We start from the raw sequence: 19076 nt of genomic DNA on the forward strand, positions 1-19076 counted from the left end.
ATCCATGATTGATGCGTTATTAAATTTTGACTTCATGAGATATTCATTACTTAGTGGGATTTTAATAGGGTTTATTGCACCTTTGATTGGTGCTTTTATTGTTGTAAGAAGATTATCTTTGATTGCAGACGCATTAAGTCACGTCACATTAGGCGGCATTTCCTTTGGTATGTTTGTATTGACTTTATCACCTGCACTCGCTATTATCAATCCAATGTGGTTTGGAATATTATTTGCCATAATAGGTGCAATACTAATCGAAAAGTTAAGAACATCATACTCTAATTATCAAGAGATTGCTATTCCTATTATTATGAGTGCTGGGATAGCGCTCAGCGCCATTTTCATCTCTCTTGCTGACGGATTTAACCAAGAGATCGTAGGCTTATTATTTGGTTCAATAAGTGCAGTAAGTCTTAGCGATTTATTAACGGTTGTCGTTATTGCTATAGTTGTCGTGTTATTCATCGTATTATTCTATAAAGAACTATTTATTCTTTCATTTGATGAAGAATATAGCAAAGTTATAAATATTCCCAAATGGATTCAATTCCTATTTATAGTTATTGTTGCTATGGTTATCTCGGCTTCAATGAGAGTTGTTGGGATTTTATTAGTCAGTGCTTTAATAACATTACCAATTGCTATAGCTATGCGAATTACTAAAGGTTTCAAACAATTAATCATTTTAAGTGTTATAATTGGTGAATTCTCAGTAATATTAGGACTTATACTTGCATTTTATATGAATATTTCACCTGGTGGTGTTATTGTAGTACTATTAGTTTTATTATTAGGACTTACAATGTTATTCCAAAAATCAACCGTAAGACTTAAAAAGGGGAAATAACTTATGAATACAAATGATGCAATTAAAATTTTAAAAGATAACGGTTTGAAATATACAAAAAAACGTGAAGATATGATAAATATTTTTGTTAATGAAGATAAATATATCAATGCTAAGCATATACAAAAACAATTAGACAAAGATTACCCAGGCATATCTTTTGATACTATTTACCGTAACTTACACTTATTTAAAGATTTGAAAATTATTGAAAGTACTGAATTAGATGGAGAAATGAAATTTAGAATTGCTTGCATGAATCATCATCATCATCATTTTATTTGTGAAAATTGTGGTGACACTAAAGTTATTGACTATTGCCCAATCGATCAAATTAAATCTTATTTACCAAATGTTGATATTCATACGCATAAGTTAGAAGTTTATGGTGTATGTGAAGCATGTCAAAAATCAAAATAAATTTTAAATTAATACATTCTATAAACTAAGCAAGCCGGGAGTGGACGACGAATTGAAAACAATTCTGTCCACTCCGCTTTTTTAATCTATTTAAGTGGAAAACCAGTTGAAATATAGGCCAAAAGTAGGATTTATTTAAAAATGACGAAATATTGACTCGTATTATGTTTAAAAGCTACCTTTTTGAGATATATTATATAAGTAAGTTGATAATAAGCGTATTAATATTAGTTGCAAGCAAATATTTTGTTGCTTTGTTAATAACTTGTTATTATAAATGTAACGAATTTTTAGGAGGATGATTAAATATGGCTTTTGAATTACCAAATTTACCATATGCAGCAGATGCATTAGAACCACACATTGACAAACAAACTATGGAAATCCATCATGACAAACACCACAACACTTATGTTACTAAATTAAATTCTGCAGTTGAGGGTACAGATTTTGAATCTAAATCAATTGAAGAAATTGTTGCTAACTTAGATAGTGTACCTGAAGATATTCAAACAGCTGTTCGTAATAATGGTGGCGGACACTTAAATCACTCATTATTCTGGGAATTATTAACTCCTAATTCTGAAGAAAAAGGTACTGTTGTTGATAAAATTAAAGAACAATGGGGCTCTTTAGACGAATTCAAAAAAGAATTTGCTGATAAAGCAGCAGCTCGTTTCGGTTCAGGTTGGGCTTGGTTAGTAGTTAATAATGGTCAATTAGAAATTGTTACTACACCAAACCAAGATAACCCATTAACTGAAGGTAAAACACCTATCTTAGGCTTAGATGTTTGGGAACACGCTTATTACCTTAAATATCAAAACAAACGTCCAGATTATATCAGTGCTTTCTGGAATGTTGTTAACTGGGAAAAAGTTGACGAATTATATAATGCAACAAAATAATTCTGCTTTTTCAATTTAGCAAGTGGTCTCTTTATGAGGCCACTTTTTTTATGAAAATGATGGTAATATGTCTCATTTTCATATATCATTTATGAGTAAACATGTTTAATAATTGAGGTAGGTTATCTTGCTTAAAAGATTAAAAGAAAAGTCAAATGATGAAAAAATAAAGCACACAATGAATAAACGAATTAGCTTCGTATTTGGTGCTATTATAGTTATATTTGGAATTATAGTTTTAAGATTAGGATATTTACAGATTGCACAAGGTTCACATTACAGTCAATTAGTTAAAAATGACGAGAACATAACTGTAAATGAATCCGTACCTAGAGGGCGAATTCTAGATAGAAATGGAAAAGTCTTAGTAGATAACGCATCTAAACTAACGATTACATACACTAGATCTCGAAAAACAAGTCAAAAAGATATGTTAGATACTGCTAAAAAATTGTCATCTTTAATTTCTATGAAGACAAATAAAATCACTGAAAGAGATAAACAAGATTTTTGGATTCAGAAACATCCTGATGAAGTTGATACATTGATGAAAAAAGAAATGTCGATGCTAAATGAAGGCAGTATCTCTCAAGATCAATATGATAAACAGTTATATAAGAAAGTCGGCGATAAACAAATTGAGAGTTTATCAAAAAAAGACTTACAGGTTTTAGCAATTTATCGTGAAATGGCTGCTGGTTCTACAATGAATCCACAAACAATTAAAAACGAAGATGTAAGTGAAAAAGAATATGCTGCAGTATCACAACAGTTAGATAATCTTCCAGGTGTCAATACAACAATGGATTGGGATCGTCGCTATCCATATGGAGATACTTTGAGAAGTATATTTGGAAGCGTCTCTACGTCGAGTGAAGGTATTCCTAAAGAATTAACTGAACAATATTTAGCTAAAGGCTATTCTAGAAATGACAGAGTCGGCAAATCTTATTTAGAGTATCAATATGAAGATATTTTACGTGGTAAAAAGAAAGAAATGAAATATACAACTGATAAATCTGGAAAAGTTATCAATTCTGAAGTCATCAATCCTGGATCTAGAGGTGATGATTTACAATTAACAATCGATATAGATTTACAGAAAAAAGTTGAATCATTATTAGAAAATCAAATTAAAACATTACGTAGCCAAGGTGCTAAAGATATGGATAATGCGCTAATTGTGGTCCAAAATCCTAAAAATGGTGATATTTTAGCAATGGCAGGAAAACAGATTGATAAAAATGGTAATCTTACTGATTATGATTTAGGTAACTTTACCGGCCAATTTGCAGTTGGATCTTCTGTCAAAGGTGGAACTTTACTAGCAGGATATCAAAATAACGCTATAAAAGTAGGCGAAGAAATGATAGATGAGCCATTGCATTTCAAAGGCGGATTAACTAAGCGTTCATACTTTAATAAAAATGATAAAGTTAGAATTAATGATAAAGAGGCTTTAATGCATTCATCTAACGTTTATATGTTTAAAACCGCACTGAAATTAGCTGGTGATCCTTATTATAGTGGTATGGGCTTACCATCAGATATAAGGGAAGCTGGTCAGAAGTTAAGAAAAGGGCTAAACCAAGTTGGATTAGGTGTTAAGACAGGTATTGATTTACCGAATGAAACAATAGGTCAAATTGAACCCTTAACCAATAATTCAGGAAATTACCTTGATTTGTCAATTGGACAATATGATACGTATAGTCCAATCCAGTTATCACAATACGTTTCTACAATTGCAAATGATGGATATAGAATCCAACCACATATAGGTTTGGCCATTCATGATGCTACAAATAGTGATGACATCGGTCCAGTTAAACAAAAAATTAAAGGTAATGTCTTAAACAAAGTAAATAATTCAGAAGATGAAATTAAAGAAGTACAAAAAGGATTTGAAATGGCATTCAATGAAAAAGATGGAACAGGCTATTCAAGTTTCCACAAAACAAAAGTACCTTCTGCAGGGAAAACTGGTACTGCCGAAGTATTCCAAGATGGTGAATCAAGAGTTAATTCAACTTATATAGGTTATGCACCAATCAAAAATCCTAAGCTATCATTTTCAATTGTATACACGAATCAACCCGTTCCACCACCATGGTTAAATGGCGGAGATTTAGGTAGAGACGTCATTAATTATTATTTTGATGATAAAAAGTAACCCATTCACTTTTAATTGATTGAAATTATTAATGTATAAAAAATAATACTTTTCAATTATTGTACTAAGTGGTATGATAATAAAGTCGTATTTAGAAAAGGTAAGGAGGATTTAACATGCGCGTAAATGTAACATTAGCTTGTACAGAATGTGGAGATAGAAACTATATTTCTACTAAAAACAAAAGAACTAATCCTGAACGTGTTGAAATGAAAAAATATTGTTCACGTGATAATAAACACACTTTACACCGTGAAACTAAATAATAGCTAACTAAAGCTTTATAAAAATAATTTAAAGCTACAATGCAAATTTGTAGTAGCTAACTAAGCTGATAAGAACTTGTTTAGAGTTTTTATCAGCTTTTATTACTTTAAGGAGGCAAGACAATCATTCATAAGAATGCCGTCTACCTCCTTTTTTATTTCATCTAAATGACATCACCTTTTAATAACGTTATAATATATATAGTGTTAAAAGGGTGGGGATTTTATGAGTAAAAAAGAGATTAGAAAAGATATATTATCTCGAATGAAACAATTAAACAAAGAACACAAACAACAAGCAGACACTTGGTTAAAAGATCAATTGATTAATAGTCAATTATATAAAAATGCTAATAGAATAGGTATTGTCTTATCTATGCCTCATGAGGTTGATACATACCCAATTATCGAATCGATGTTAGCTGATAATAAACATGTCTTCGTTCCTGACACAAACTATAAGTTGAAAGAAATGAATTTTAAAGAAATATTATCTTTTAATAGTCTTGAAAAAGATGAAAAAGGCTTATTATATGTTAATGAAGATACTGAAATCACTGATAACCTAGATTTGATAGTTGTTCCTGGTGTAGCATTTAGAAATGATGGCTATCGTATAGGCTATGGTGGGGGATATTATGATCGGTTTTTAAGTCAGTCTGAAGCTAGTACTGTTAGCTTACTCTATGACTTGCAACTATCACAGTTCGATATTGAGTCTCATGACCAACCTGTTGACGAACTAATCATCTTTAATACTTAATTATATTTGGAGGAATTAATGGATACAGAAAAATACTTCTGGAAGTCTATCTATTATTTTATTAAATATTATAACTTTGACCTTGTTAATATTGATAAAAATGATAGTGAAGTCTGGCTAATACATAAAAAAAAGAATACGCTAGCGATATTTAGAAAAGAGATCGTCTCTAACCAAGAAATTCAGTTTGATAAAGCGAAAATGATTGATAATTACAAGCAATTTGAAAATGAGCTTAATTGCAAACTAAAAAACATTAAATACTATTATTTTACTGAACAAGCATTTCAGTATGATGAATTTGCTAAATCTAGTCCAATTAAAATAGAGTGTCTACGCATCGCTAATAACAATGATTTACACAAATTGATTCATCATCACTTATTAACTAAGTTATTATTCAAAAAAGATAACAAGCTTTCTACTTATTATAAAAGGCGCGTATTATCAAATAATCCAATTGATAAACATATGTTACGTTTCACCCCAATGACATACGGCTTAATCACAGTCAATGTATTGATATGGTTAATTATGATACTCTATTTAAACCATTTTTCAGACGTTAAATTATTAGATTTAGGTGGTTTAGTACACTTTAATGTCGTTCATGGCGAATGGTATCGACTGATTACCTCCATGTTTTTACATTTTAATTTTGAACATATTTTAATGAATATGTTGTCATTATTTATTTTCGGGAAAATTGTTGAATCAATCGTTGGTCCATTGAAAATGTTAGGTATATATATAATTTCTGGTTTACTTGGTAATTTTATATCCCTATCATTTAATATTCATACTGTTTCAGTTGGAGCGAGTGGCGCAATTTTTGGTCTAATAGGCGCTATTTTCGCGATGATGTTTGTTAGTAAGACGTTTACTCGAAAGGTAATTGGCCAAATGTTAATCGCCTTATTAGTGTTGATAGTCTTATCATTATTTATGTCTAATATTAATATAATGGCACATCTAGGCGGATTTATTGGTGGCGTTTTAATTACCTTAATTGGCTATTATTTTTGGACAAATCGAAATTTATTTTGGGTTTTCTTAATTATATTACTTGTTTTATTTGTAGCTTTACAAGTAAGAATTTTTACTATTAAAGAACAAAATATATATGATAAATTAATCGAAGATGCCATCTTAGATTATGACTATAAAGAGGCTAGTTCAATCGTTAATCATACGATTGATAAAGGTTATGATGATGATCGAACTTATTATTTAAAAGGATTAATAACAGCTACAACAAGTTCAAGAGCAGAAGGAATGGCAGATTGGGAACGCGGACTAAAAAATCATCCTAATTCCGGTCTTTTAAATTATGAATTGGCAATAGCTAATAGAGCGCTTGATGATAATGAAAAAGCACTCACTTATGTAAAAAAAGCTCTAGCTATTGATTCTAATAATAATAATTATAAAAATTTAAAAAAAGAGTTGGAAAAGACAAATGAATCGAGAAATTAATAATTTCTATGATGTATTACAACTTCTGAAACGTTATGGTTTTATAATTTATTTTAAAAATCCAAACGATATGTATGAAATGATGTTACAAGAAATCAAATCATTACATCATTACGAATTATTATCTAAAGATGAATATCTAAAATGTATTTTACTAATTAACCAAAGAAGGAATGAGCATAAATGAAAAATATTATTTTAGCAGCTGATATTGGTGGGACAACTTGTAAACTTGGTATATTCGACGGTGAGCTTGAGCAACTACACAAATGGTCAATCAAAACAGATACGTCTGATCATACGGGTAAAACCTTATTAAAGAATATCTATGATTCATTTATAGAAACACTTGCAACACATCAATTAAGTATCGATGATGTGATCGGTGTCGGGATAGGTGTGCCTGGTCCTGTTGATTTCGAAACAGGTATTGTTAATGGGGCAGTCAATTTACATTGGCCTGGAAATGTTAATGTTCGTCAAATATTTAGTGAATTTGTTAACTGTCCAGTTTATGTAGATAATGATGCTAACGTAGCAGCCTTAGGAGAAAAGCATAAAGGTGCAGGTCAAGGTGCTGATGACGTCGTTGCAATCACTTTAGGTACAGGTTTAGGTGGCGGTATTATCTCAAACGGTGAACTTGTACATGGTCATAATGGTTCTGGCGCAGAAATAGGTCATATCCGAACTGATTTTGACCAACGCTTTAATTGCAATTGTGGTAAATCTGGTTGTATAGAGACCGTTGCCTCAGCTACGGGTGTTGTTAATTTAATTGATTTTTATTATCCTAAATTAACATTTAAATCATCAATATTACCGTTAATTAAAGAAAATAAAGTGACAGCTAAAGCTGTATTTGATGCGGCTAAAGCAGGAGACCAATTCTGTATTTTTATTACTGAAAAAGTTGCAAATCATATTGCATACTTATGTAGTATTATTAGCGCAACAAGTAATCCAAAATATATTGTTTTAGGTGGTGGTATGTCTACTGCTGGATTAATTTTAATTGAAAATATTAAAACAGAGTATCACAACTTAACATTCACTCCTGCTCAGAAGGATACAGAAATTGTACAAGCACAACTAGGTAACGACGCTGGCATCACTGGTGCAGCAGGACTTATTAAAACATATATACTAGAAAAGGATGGTGTTAAATAATGGCAATTGTCGATGTTGTTATTATTCCAGTTGGAACTGAAGGTCCAAGTGTTAGTAAATATATTGCAGAAATACAAATGAAGCTTGAATCATTTAAGCAAGAAGGTAAAATTGATTATCAATTAACACCTATGAATACACTTATTGAAGGTGATCTAAAAGACTTGTTTGAAGTAGTACAAGCAATTCATGAATTACCATTCAGCAAAGGTATAGATAGAGTTTGCACAAACTTGCGAATAGACGATAGACGAGACAAAACACGTAAAATGAACGATAAATTAAAGTCTGTGCAGAAACATATCGATAAACAAGGAGAATAATATGAGAATCTCAAGCTTGAGTTTAGGACTAGTAGATACTAATGCGTACTTTGTCGAAAATGAAGACAGTGTTATTTTAATTGATCCGGCTGGTGAATCAGATAAAATCTTTAAAAAATTAAATCAAATTAACAAACCATTAAAAGCAATTTTATTAACACATGCGCACTTTGATCATATTGCAGCTTTAGATGAAGTAATTAATAAATATAATGTTCCATTATACATGCATAAAGAAGAATTCAGTTTTCTGACTGATTCTGAAAAAAATGGTTCTGCTAAATTCAAACAGTATGGTATGCCTTTAATCACTAGCGAAGCCAAACCATTAGCATTAGACGAAGGCAAACATAACATTGCTGATTTTGAATTTAATGTACTTCATACACCTGGTCATTCTCCAGGAAGTTTGACGTATGTGTTTAAGGAATTCGCAGTAGTTGGTGATACTTTGTTCAATAATGGAATTGGACGTACAGATTTATATCGTGGCGATTATGAAACACTTGTTGATTCAATTAAAGATAAATTATTTGAATTAGAAGGTGATTTGCCATTATTCCCTGGTCATGGTCCGTATACAACTGTGGATGATGAACAGTTAAATCCATTTTTAGATGGACAATAAAATAAAGTAATTTCTTTTCCTCCTACGTTTATATATGTAGGAGGTGTTTTTTTGAAGTTACTATTCAGAGAAATTGTAAATAAGGCCATTTCAAAAAATGCGAGTGATATACATTTCATCCCTTCAGTAGATGAAGTACATATTAAGTTTAGAATTAATGACTCTCTTGAACTATATGAAACCTTTAACTTAGATGTATACCAAAAATTACTCGTATTTATGAAATTCAGATCTGGCTTAGATGTTTCTTCACAACAAATTGCTCAAAGTGGTCGATATACTTATCAAGCTAAATCTACATACTATTTAAGAATTTCAACTTTACCATTATCATTAGGGCTAGAAAGCTGTGTAATAAGGATAATTCCTCAATATTTTAAAGCTAAGAAAGAATATAAAGCGTTTGAAGATTTTAAGCATTTAGTAAATAAAAAGCAAGGTTTAATTTTATTCACTGGTCCAACAGGATCTGGTAAAAGTACATTGATGTATCAGATGGTGCTACACGCTTACAAAGAGCTAAATTTGAACGTCATCACTATTGAAAACCCGGTAGAACAATTACTTAAAGGCATTACTCAAGTATCTATCAATAAAAAAGCAGGAATTGATTATGTTAGTTCATTCAAAGCAATATTGAGATGTGATCCAGATATAATTTTAATAGGGGAAATACGCGATGCTGAAGTAGCTAAATGTGTAATTCAAGCAAGTTTAAGCGGGCACCTTGTTCTATCGACAATGCATTCTGCTAATTGCAAAGGCGCTCTATTAAGGTTAATTGAAATGGGAATTTCAAAACAAGAATTAACGCAATCTATCAATATCATTTCAAATCAAAGGTTAATTACAACAACACAGAACGAACGACGTCTGATTTGTGAAACGATTGATAGGCATCAAATTGAATATTTTTTTGATCATAAACAAACTTTACCGCATAATTTTAATAATTTAGAACATCAATTAAATTTATTATCCAAAGAGGGAACGATTTGTGAAGATACTGCAAACAAATATTTTTAATTTTCCATCAAAGAATTTAACTAGTGCTCAAATGATACATTTACTAGAAACGCTGACGAACTTATTAAAAAGTGGGTTTACATTACTTGAAAGTTTTGAATTTATCAATTTATATTTTAAATACAGAGATAAAGAATTAAATAATAAAATTATGACATCTATTAAAACAGGTAAAACATGCTATGATATTTTACAATTAATAGGTTATCCTAATTCAATCACCACTCAAGTATATTTTTCACAAAAATATGGAACTCTAGAAGATGCTTTAGAAGAGTCTATAAAATATATGAAAACAAACTTATCTGCAAAACAAAAAGTGATTAAAGCTGTTCAATATCCATTGTTATTATGCACCGTTTTCATGTGCATGATTATTGTTTTGAATTATACTGTAATCCCTCAATTTGAACAATTATACGTATCTATGGATGTTAATTTATCATTCTATCAAAAATTTTTAACATCTATGATTACCTCTTTACCAACAATTATCTTTATAAGTTTCATCATCTTACTTATAACGATTTCATCGTTCATCATCATTCTATTTCGCTTGAATACCTCAAAAAAAGTACTTATTTTATCGTCATTACCATTAATCAACAATTATTATAAAATTTTTAAAACGTATCAACTCTCTAATGATTTAAGCTTATTTTATAAGAACGGTGTGAGTTTACAGGACATCGTTACAACTTACTTAGCTCAAAAAGAGAATGACTATTTAACTTATCTAGGAGATTTTCTAATGGATAAAACTAATAATGGCCTTTCTTTGGCAAATAGCCTGGCTATGATGCCTTGCTTTCAAGATGACTTGATTAAATTTATACAGCAAGGAGAAAAAAGTGGCAAATTAGATGTTGAACTAAAAATATACGCAACTATACTCATTAACCGATTTCAGGAAAAATCTGTTCAACATACTAAAGTGATTCAACCCATTATTTTTCTATTCTTAGGCATATTCATTGTTAGTTTATATTTAGTTATAATGCTACCTATGTTTCAATTAATGCAAAATATTAAATAATAAGGAGTTTTATATGAAGAGAACCGTTAAAAATATGAAGAAGTTAAAAGCCTTTACACTTATTGAAATGTTATTAGTATTGCTCATTATTAGCGTTCTATTAATATTAATCATTCCCAATATTGCTAAACAAACTGCTCATATACAGTCCACAGGCTGTGAGGCACAAGTAAAAATGGTAAATAGTCAGATAGAAGCCTATACTCTAAAGCATAATCGTGCCCCAACTAACATAAATGAACTTGTTGCAGAAGGTTTAATAAAAGACGGACAAAAACAATGTCGCTCTGGAGAAACTATTGCTATATCAAATGGTGAGGCAATTGCGAATTAATAAATTGCCTGGATTTACACTACTTGAAACATTACTCACTTTAATTATTTTAATCATTTTCTTAAACATTTCCCCATATATTTATAAAACAAATCATTTAAATTTATTTGAGAGTAGATTAAAAATCAATAATATTATTGCTCAATTTGAATATCTTAAATCAAAAGCAATTGCCGAAAATCAATCTATCACATTAGTGCTTAATAAGAATGCTTCAGAAATGAAAGTGATAGAACAGAACGGAAAAAAATATACATTAAGTTTATTTGGAACAAAGATAATCTCTGTTGCAAAAGTACAAACACTCACATTTAATAATGAAGGGAAAATAAATCATTTTGGATCAATTATTTTAAAATATAAAACACACTTTTACAGAATAATTTTCCATATAGATAAAGGAAGGATACGTTTTGTCAAATTATCAAGTTAAAGGAAGTCTATTAATTGATAGTTTATTTAGTTTTATGGTGATGTCAGTCATTACTTTAACTTTTTTGCCACTATTACAACAATTCAATGTCAATTTGCGAAACCAATACGATATGCTAGATATGAAACAAGCAATCATGACTAGTCATAAATATTACAGCCATAATGAACTCAAAAAAGGAATTAACATAGGGAAATATGAAATTAAACTTTACAAAAATACGATATGTAATAACAATAATTCAGCAAAGAGAAAAGTTTGCATCCGACTTAGTAATTAAAGGTTTTACATTTATTGAAATGCTTATTTCTTTATTCATTACGATCCTCATTTTAACTGTAATGCCAAATTTAATTCGTTTAACCGATACATATTTAATTAACGCTTATGAATTTGATCAGTCAGAATATTCTTTTTTTCAAGTAGACCTAAATAAAATGACTAATTCTAAAACAATTACTATGAAATTGATAAACAATCATACTATTATGATTCAACGACAACATCAAAATGACTATATTAAGTTCCACAATCATAAGATTATTTTTGAAAGCAATAGTAAAGGAAATATCACGCTCTTAAATAATGTACTAGACGCGAATTTTATATCTAGGCAACGAGGAATTATAGAAGTAATTTTAAGAATTGGAAATGAGGTGAATTATTATGACAAAACACTCTTTATATAAGTTTAGTGGATTCATGAGCACTTACACTTTGCTAATTTTTATTATTTATTTGTCTGTCATCACTTTTTATACAACTCAATATAGTTTAAAATTGAAGACAATTCATAACATGAGTAGTTTTTATGACCAAAAAATTAATCAACTATTTGACAAAAGGTGAGGCTATTGAATAAGAAAAATTCACCAATAATACTTATTGGCTTTATGGGTACAGGTAAAAGCACTATAGGAGAATATTTATCCTTAGAGGAACAATTGAGTTTCATAGATTTAGATATTTACATTGAAATCAGAGAAAATAAAACAATACCTGACATTTTTAAAGATGTCGGAGAAATAGGATTTAGAGAATTAGAGTATAAATATTTATCGGAATGTACACAAAAATATGATGTCATTGCTACTGGTGGTGGTATTATCGAATACTCTAAATCATTAAATTATTTAAAACAGTATAAATACATTTTTTGGCTAGATTGTGACATAGATATTATCTTCAAAAGAGTTTTGAACGATAAACATAGACCAAATGCAATTGATAAATCTAAAAAACAGTTAAATAACTTGTATTTATCAAGGATTTCAAGATATAATGAAATCGCATTCATGAAAGTGAATAGTGATAAAACAATCAAAGAAATTTATAATGATATTATAAATTATCTATCTTGCGGTTGATCAGTATTAGAGAGAATAAAAATATTTTACTTAATTTAAAGTATCATCATTTTTATCGCCGAAGGTGCAAGTTAACTACTAAACTCTCAGGCAAAAGGATAATACTGTTACGCATTCCTGGATTAAGTGTATAAACAGGGTAGCTATTTGCTACTCTGTTTTTTATAAAAAATATAGGGGGTTTTCTAATGACAAGCGAATTAAAAAAAACACCATTGTATCAAAATTATGTAGATAGTGGTGCAAAAATTGTAGAATTCGGTGGATGGGCAATGCCTGTTCAATTTACAAGTATCAAAGAAGAACATAACGCAGTTAGATATGAAATAGGTATGTTCGATGTAAGCCACATGGGAGAAATCTCTATTAAAGGCAATGATGCTAGTAAATTTGTCCAATACTTACTTTCAAACGATACTAATAACCTAACTGACACTAAAGCTCAATATACTGCTTTATGTAATGAAGAGGGTGGTATTATTGATGATTTAGTAACATATAAAGTTGGCGATAATGATTATTTATTAATCGTTAATGCTGCTAACACAGATAAAGACTTTGCTTGGGTTGAAAAACATGCACCTAACTTTGATGTTGAAGTGTCAAATGTTTCTGATCAATTTGGTCAATTAGCAGTTCAAGGACCTAAAGCAAGAGATTTAGTTAGTGAATTAGTCGATATTGATGTAAGTGAAATGAAACCATTTGATTTCCAACAAAATGTTACTCTATTTGGAAAAAATGTTATTTTATCTCAATCTGGTTATACAGGTGAAGACGGGTTCGAAATCTACTGTGATGCTAAAGATACTGTAGATATTTGGAACGGCTTTATTGAACATAAAGTAGTACCATGTGGTCTTGGTGCACGAGATACTTTAAGATTAGAAGCTGGCTTACCTTTACATGGTCAAGATTTAACTGAATCTATTACACCTTATGAAGGCGGAATTGCCTTTGCTGCTAAACCATTAATCGAAGAAGATTTCATTGGTAAATCAGTATTAAAAGACCAAAAAGAAAATGGTTCAGAACGTAGAACTGTTGGTTTAGAATTACTTGATAAAGGTATTGCTAGAACAGGCTATCCAGTATTAGACCTTGACGGTAATGAAATTGGTGAAGTTACTTCAGGTACACAAGCACCATCTTCAGGTAAATCTATCGCAATGGCAATCATTAAGCGAGACGAGTTTGAAATGGGTCGTGAACTATTAGTTCAAGTACGTAAAAGACAACTCAAAGCTAAAATTGTTAAGAAAAACCAAATTGAAAAATAATTAAGGGGTGTGTATTGTGAGTCATCGTTATATACCATTAACAGAAAAAGATAAAAAAGAAATGTTAGAGAAAATTGGTGCTAGTTCAATTAATGAATTATTTGGAGATGTGCCAGAGGATATCTTATTAAATAGAGACTTAAATATTGCTAGTGGTGAAGCTGAAACTTCACTTTTAAGAAGATTGAATACAATTGCTAATAAAAACGTAACTAAAGAAACTCATACGTCTTTCTTAGGTGCAGGTGTGTATGATCACTATGCTCCAGCAGTTGTAGATGCTATGATTTCTCGTTCAGAATTCTATACAGCTTATACGCCATATCAACCTGAAATATCTCAAGGTGAGTTACAAGCTATTTTTGAATTCCAAACATTAATTTGTGAATTAACAGATATGGATGTAGCAAACTCATCTATGTATGACGGCATCACAAGTTTTGCTGAGGCTTGTATCTTAGCATTTAATCACACTAAGAAAAATAAAATCGTAGTTTCTAAAGGACTTCATTATCAAGCACTTCAAGTACTAAAAACTTACGTTAAAGTTAGAGAAGAATTTGAAATTGTAGAAGTTGACTTAGATGGTACAATTACAGACTTAGAAAAATTAGAACAAGCAGTAGATGATGAAACTGCAGCTGTTGCAGTTCAATATCCAAACTTCTATGGTTCAATTGAAGATTTAGAAAAAATCCAATCATTTATCGAAGGTAAAAAAGCATTATTTATCGTTTATGCTAATCCATTAGCTTTAGGATTATTAACACCTCCAGGTTCATTCGGAGCAGATATCGTAGTCGGAGACACACAACCATTTGGTATCCCAACACAATTTGGTGGACCTCATTGTGGTTACTTTGCTACAACTAAGAAATTAATGCGTAAAGTTCCTGGTAGATTAGTAGGACAAACTCAAGATGATGAAGGTAACCGCGGATTTGTTCTTACTTTACAAGCTCGTGAACAACATATCCGTCGTGATAAAGCTACTTCAAATATTTGTTCTAACCAAGCCTTAAACGCACTTGCATCATCAATTGCTATGTCAGCACTTGGTAAACAAGGTATTTATGATATTGCAGTTCAAAACTTAGAACACGCAAATTATGCTAAAAAACAATTTAAAGACAACGGTTTTGAAGTTCTTGATGGTACTTCATTCAATGAATTTGTTGTTAAATTCGACCAACCAATCAAAGATATAAATAAAAAGCTAGCTGAGGAAGGTTTCATTGGAGGCTTTGACTTAGGAGAAGCTTCAACAGACTTCGAAAACCATATGCTAATTGCTGTTACTGAATTAAGAACTAAAGATGAAATTGATACATTTGTTAAGAAAGCTGGTGAGCTAAATGGTAGTAAGTAAATCAAGTCCATTAATTTTTGAAAGATCAAGAGCAGGTAGATATGCATACTCATTACCTCAAAGCGATATTAAAACAGATTCAGTTGAGAGTATTCTTGACGATAAATTTATCCGTAAAAACAAAGCGGAATTCCCTGAAGTTGCTGAATTAGATTTAGTACGTCACTATACTGAATTATCTAATAAAAACTTCGGTGTTGATTCAGGTTTCTATCCATTAGGATCATGTACTATGAAATATAATCCAAAAATCAACGAGAAAGTAGCTCGTATTCCTGGATTTGCTGAATCACATCCATTACAAGAAGAAGATCAAGTTCAAGGTTCTTTAGAAGTTGTATACAGTTTACAAGAAGAACTTAAAGAAATTACTGGTATGGATGAAGTGACATTACAACCAGCTGCAGGTGCCCATGGTGAATGGACGGCTTTAATGATTTTCAAAGCATACCATTTAGATAATGGTGAAGGTCACCGTGATGAAGTAATTGTTCCTGACTCAGCACACGGTACAAACCCTGCATCTGCGTCATTTGCTGGATTTAAAGCTGTTACTGTTAAATCAAATGAACGTGGCGAAGTTGATATCGAAGACTTAAAACGTGTTGTTAACGAAAACACTGCTGCGATCATGTTAACAAACCCAAATACACTAGGTATTTTCGAGAAAAACATCATGGAAATCCGAGAAATTGTGCATGAAGCTGGCGGATTATTATACTATGATGGTGCAAACTTAAATGCCATCATGGATAAAGTACGTCCAGGAGACATGGGATTTGACGCAGTACACTTAAACTTACACAAAACATTCACTGGCCCTCACGGTGGCGGTGGCCCTGGTTCAGGACCAGTTGGTGTAAAAAAAGAATTAGCTAGTTATTTACCAAAACCAATGGTAATCAAAGATGGAGATACATTTAAATATGATAATGATATTAAAAACTCTATCGGAAGAGTTAAACCATTCTATGGTAACTTTGGTATCTATTTAAGAGCATACACATATATTAGAACAATGGGTGCAGAAGGTTTAAGAGAGGTTTCTGAAGCAGCAGTTCTAAATGCTAACTATATTAAAGCTAGCTTAAAAGACCACTACGAAATTCCATATGAACAATATTGTAAACATGAATTCGTATTAAGTGGATCAAAACAAAAAGAACATGGTGTTCGTACTTTAGATATGGCTAAACGTTTATTAGACTTCGGTGTACATCCACCAACAATTTACTTCCCACTAAATGTAGAGGAAGGTATGATGATTGAACCAACTGAGACAGAATCTAAAGAAACATTAGATTACTTTATTGATTCAATGATCCAAATTGCTGAAGAAGCTAAAAATGAACCTGATACAGTCTTAGAAGCACCACACAGTACAATCATTGATAGATTAGATGAAACTACTGCTGCACGTAAGCCTGTATTGAAATTTGAAAACCTTCACGAAGAAAAAGAATAATATTCATTTCTTGTCCCTGTAACCTTATAAATGGTTATAGGGACTATTTATATACATAGATTTGTACTTTGAAATTATACGTATTGTTAACACAATTTAAGAGATATTATTATAATACGCATAGATGTGTTGCATTAAAGGCGTAAAAAAACTCTTAAAGATTTTATCTTTAAGAGTTCATAACAGACATACGATTATTTTTTTGTTTTAATCTTACCAGTCCATTTTTTGTATCCGCCTTTTAACATATAAATATCTTTATAGCCATTCTTTTTTAGAATACGGGCTGCACGATAACCTGCAACACCATTTGCATCACAAAGATAAATTGGTTGATCTTTACGTAAACCTTGATATCTTTGACTAAACATTGATATTGGAATGTTACGAGCGCCGTTTATATGGCCGTAATCATAGTCTACTTTTTCACGAACATCAATCACTTGAGCTTTTCTTAAACCTTTATGAAATTCATTTTGCTCAAGTTCAGTTACTGCTCGTTTATTCATAAACCAATTTCCAAGCATATATAAAATAATAATGACTATAATAGCTAAAGCTATAATCAAAGATACATTCATATTGCATCCTCCCTAATTAACCGATATTATAATTATAAGACTGTTAGCTAAATTTATCAAAATTTTTTATTAGCTATTTTTATCAAAGTTTTATATGTAAAATTTAATATTTTCTTTAGTTAATTATATATTGTGATTGGAGTTTGTTTTATGACAGAGACATGGAATTTTATAAATACAGGAAGTCACGATCCATATTATAATATGGCAATGGATGAAGCGCTTTTAAACTTTGTATCAAGAGGGGAAATCGATCCTGTTGTTAGATTTTACACTTGGAATCCCGCAACATTATCAGTGGGATATTTTCAAAGATTAAAAAAAGAAATCGACATTGATAAAGTAAAAGAAAAAGGATTCGGGTTAGTTCGAAGACAAACGGGTGGTAGAGGTGTACTTCATGATAAAGAATTAACATATAGTGTTATTGTGTCAGAAGAACATCCTAATATGCCTTCTACTGTAACTGAAGCGTATCGTGTTATTTCTGAAGGGTTACTTGAAGGATTTAAATTACTAGGATTTGAAGCATATTTTGCGATTCCGCGTTCAAAAGAAGAACGAGAAAAATTAAAACAACCAAGAAGTGCCGTATGTTTTGACGCGCCAAGTTGGTATGAATTAGTTGTTGAGGGTAGAAAAATTGCAGGAAGTGCTCAAACTAGACAAAAAGGCGTCATTTTACAGCATGGTTCTTTATTACAAGATGTTGATGTTGATGAACTTTTCGACATGTTCACTTTTAAAAATGATCGTCTTAAAGATAAAATGAAAAAAGCATTTGTAGATAAAGCAGTGGCAATCAACGATATTGCTGATAGACATATAACAATTGAGGAAATGGAAAAAGCATTTGAAGAAGGCTTTAAAAAAGGATTAAATATTGAATTTAAACCACTTATTTTATCTGATAAGCAAATGGAAGAAGTAAAAGAATTAGAAGAAAAATATCGTTCTGATGAATGGTTATATAAAAAATAAAAAGACAGTAAATGTGTTTTTAAATTGATGTGCACTCTAAAAATTGGAATTAAATTCTGACTTTATAGGGTGCACTTTTATTTCAGTCAACTACTGCCAATATATATTTATAGAGTCCGGGACATAAATAATATAATGAGGCTATATTGCAAATTCGCAGTAGCTGACTGAACTGAGAAGGCGCTTTAATCAAGCTTTTCTCAGTTCTAGTCATCCTTGCGGGCGGG

The 19076-nt window shown here is 30.8% G+C and carries 20 protein-coding genes, 1 pseudogene and 1 riboswitch; of the genes and pseudogenes, 20 read left to right on the forward strand and 1 reads right to left on the reverse strand.

Annotated elements, in window-relative coordinates; translation table 11 throughout:
• The first annotated feature begins 4 nt into the window (after positions 1-4).
• The 19 genes and pseudogenes from KA878_RS11845 (at position 5) to gcvPB (ending at position 17287) form a co-directional block, all read left to right on the forward strand.
• Positions 5-867, forward strand: a pseudogene (locus KA878_RS11845) (metal ABC transporter permease).
• Positions 854-1270, forward strand: coding sequence for a Fur family transcriptional regulator (locus KA878_RS11850; protein WP_075108718.1), 417 nt, complete (start codon positions 854-856; stop codon positions 1268-1270). Before KA878_RS11845 ends, KA878_RS11850 begins: the two are co-directional and overlap by 14 nt.
• A 308-nt stretch (positions 1271-1578) precedes the next feature.
• The gene (locus KA878_RS11855) at positions 1579-2178 is read left to right on the forward strand and encodes a superoxide dismutase (RefSeq protein ID WP_193839288.1); all 600 of its coding nucleotides are present in this window, start codon (positions 1579-1581) and stop codon (positions 2176-2178) included.
• A 127-nt stretch (positions 2179-2305) separates the two neighbouring features.
• Positions 2306-4351, forward strand: coding sequence for a peptidoglycan D,D-transpeptidase FtsI family protein (locus KA878_RS11860; protein WP_075108719.1), 2046 nt, complete (start codon positions 2306-2308; stop codon positions 4349-4351).
• A gap of 116 nt (positions 4352-4467) precedes the next feature.
• Complete coding sequence (rpmG, locus tag KA878_RS11865) at positions 4468-4617, forward strand: 50S ribosomal protein L33 (RefSeq protein ID WP_011275661.1); 150 nt, start codon at positions 4468-4470, stop codon at positions 4615-4617.
• A gap of 226 nt (positions 4618-4843) precedes the next feature.
• Positions 4844-5380, forward strand: coding sequence for a 5-formyltetrahydrofolate cyclo-ligase (locus KA878_RS11870; protein ID WP_193839289.1), 537 nt, complete (start codon positions 4844-4846; stop codon positions 5378-5380).
• Positions 5381-5398: 18 nt separating this feature from the next.
• Positions 5399-6856: a rhomboid family protein gene (locus KA878_RS11875; RefSeq protein ID WP_193839290.1), complete on the forward strand. Its 1458-nt coding sequence runs from the start codon at positions 5399-5401 to the stop codon at positions 6854-6856.
• Complete coding sequence (locus tag KA878_RS11880; protein WP_053029500.1) at positions 6840-7043, forward strand: YqgQ family protein; 204 nt, start codon at positions 6840-6842, stop codon at positions 7041-7043. The genes KA878_RS11875 and KA878_RS11880 overlap by 17 nt, the downstream gene beginning before the upstream one ends.
• Entirely contained in the window at positions 7040-8026 is a 987-nt protein-coding gene (locus KA878_RS11885; RefSeq protein ID WP_075108722.1) for an ROK family glucokinase, read from the forward strand. The genes KA878_RS11880 and KA878_RS11885 overlap by 4 nt, the downstream gene beginning before the upstream one ends.
• Positions 8026-8349, forward strand: coding sequence for an MTH1187 family thiamine-binding protein (locus tag KA878_RS11890; protein WP_193839291.1), 324 nt, complete (start codon positions 8026-8028; stop codon positions 8347-8349). Before KA878_RS11885 ends, KA878_RS11890 begins: the two co-directional genes overlap by 1 nt.
• Before the next feature lies 1 nt (position 8350).
• Positions 8351-8977, forward strand: coding sequence for an MBL fold metallo-hydrolase (locus KA878_RS11895; RefSeq protein WP_193839292.1), 627 nt, complete (start codon positions 8351-8353; stop codon positions 8975-8977).
• Positions 8978-9028: 51 nt separating this feature from the next.
• Positions 9029-10003 (forward strand): competence type IV pilus ATPase ComGA, encoded by a 975-nt coding sequence (gene comGA / locus KA878_RS11900; RefSeq protein ID WP_193839293.1) that lies wholly within the window; start codon positions 9029-9031, stop codon positions 10001-10003.
• Positions 9975-11039: a competence type IV pilus assembly protein ComGB gene (gene comGB / locus KA878_RS11905; protein WP_070854969.1), complete on the forward strand. Its 1065-nt coding sequence runs from the start codon at positions 9975-9977 to the stop codon at positions 11037-11039. The genes comGA and comGB overlap by 29 nt, the downstream gene beginning before the upstream one ends.
• A 13-nt stretch (positions 11040-11052) precedes the next feature.
• A complete protein-coding gene (gene comGC, locus KA878_RS11910) occupies positions 11053-11373 on the forward strand; it encodes a competence type IV pilus major pilin ComGC (RefSeq protein WP_193839294.1) in 321 nt (106 codons plus the stop codon).
• Entirely contained in the window at positions 11354-11806 is a 453-nt protein-coding gene (comGD, locus tag KA878_RS11915; protein WP_247878265.1) for a competence type IV pilus minor pilin ComGD, read from the forward strand. The genes comGC and comGD overlap by 20 nt, the downstream gene beginning before the upstream one ends.
• Positions 11807-12699: 893 nt before the next feature.
• A complete protein-coding gene (locus tag KA878_RS11920) occupies positions 12700-13173 on the forward strand; it encodes a shikimate kinase (RefSeq protein WP_075108732.1) in 474 nt (157 codons plus the stop codon).
• Positions 13170-13285, forward strand: a riboswitch (glycine riboswitch). (Overlaps the previous gene by 4 nt.)
• Positions 13286-13361: 76 nt before the next feature.
• On the forward strand, positions 13362-14453 hold the full coding sequence (gcvT, locus tag KA878_RS11925; protein WP_075108730.1) for a glycine cleavage system aminomethyltransferase GcvT: 1092 nt from the start codon (positions 13362-13364) through the stop codon (positions 14451-14453).
• Between the two features lie 16 nt (positions 14454-14469).
• Positions 14470-15822, forward strand: a complete 1353-nt coding sequence (gene gcvPA / locus KA878_RS11930; protein WP_193839296.1) for an aminomethyl-transferring glycine dehydrogenase subunit GcvPA — start codon at positions 14470-14472, stop codon at positions 15820-15822.
• Positions 15809-17287, forward strand: a complete 1479-nt coding sequence (gcvPB, locus tag KA878_RS11935; protein ID WP_053029489.1) for an aminomethyl-transferring glycine dehydrogenase subunit GcvPB — start codon at positions 15809-15811, stop codon at positions 17285-17287. Before gcvPA ends, gcvPB begins: the two co-directional genes overlap by 14 nt.
• A 194-nt stretch (positions 17288-17481) precedes the next feature.
• Here the strand turns inward: gcvPB and KA878_RS11940 are convergent, their stop codons facing one another.
• Positions 17482-17868 carry a rhodanese-like domain-containing protein gene (locus KA878_RS11940; protein ID WP_011275678.1) on the reverse strand — a complete coding sequence of 129 codons (387 nt, stop codon included), beginning with the start codon at positions 17866-17868 and terminating at the stop codon, positions 17482-17484.
• A gap of 150 nt (positions 17869-18018) precedes the next feature.
• On the opposite strand from KA878_RS11940, the gene KA878_RS11945 reads away from it, so the two are divergent.
• Positions 18019-18849, forward strand: coding sequence for a lipoate--protein ligase family protein (locus tag KA878_RS11945; protein ID WP_053029488.1), 831 nt, complete (start codon positions 18019-18021; stop codon positions 18847-18849).
• Positions 18850-19076: the final 227 nt, after the last annotated feature.

Origin of the sequence: Staphylococcus sp. GDY8P57P (assembly GCF_017892585.1) — a bacterium.
Taxonomy (GTDB): domain Bacteria; phylum Bacillota; class Bacilli; order Staphylococcales; family Staphylococcaceae; genus Staphylococcus; species Staphylococcus borealis.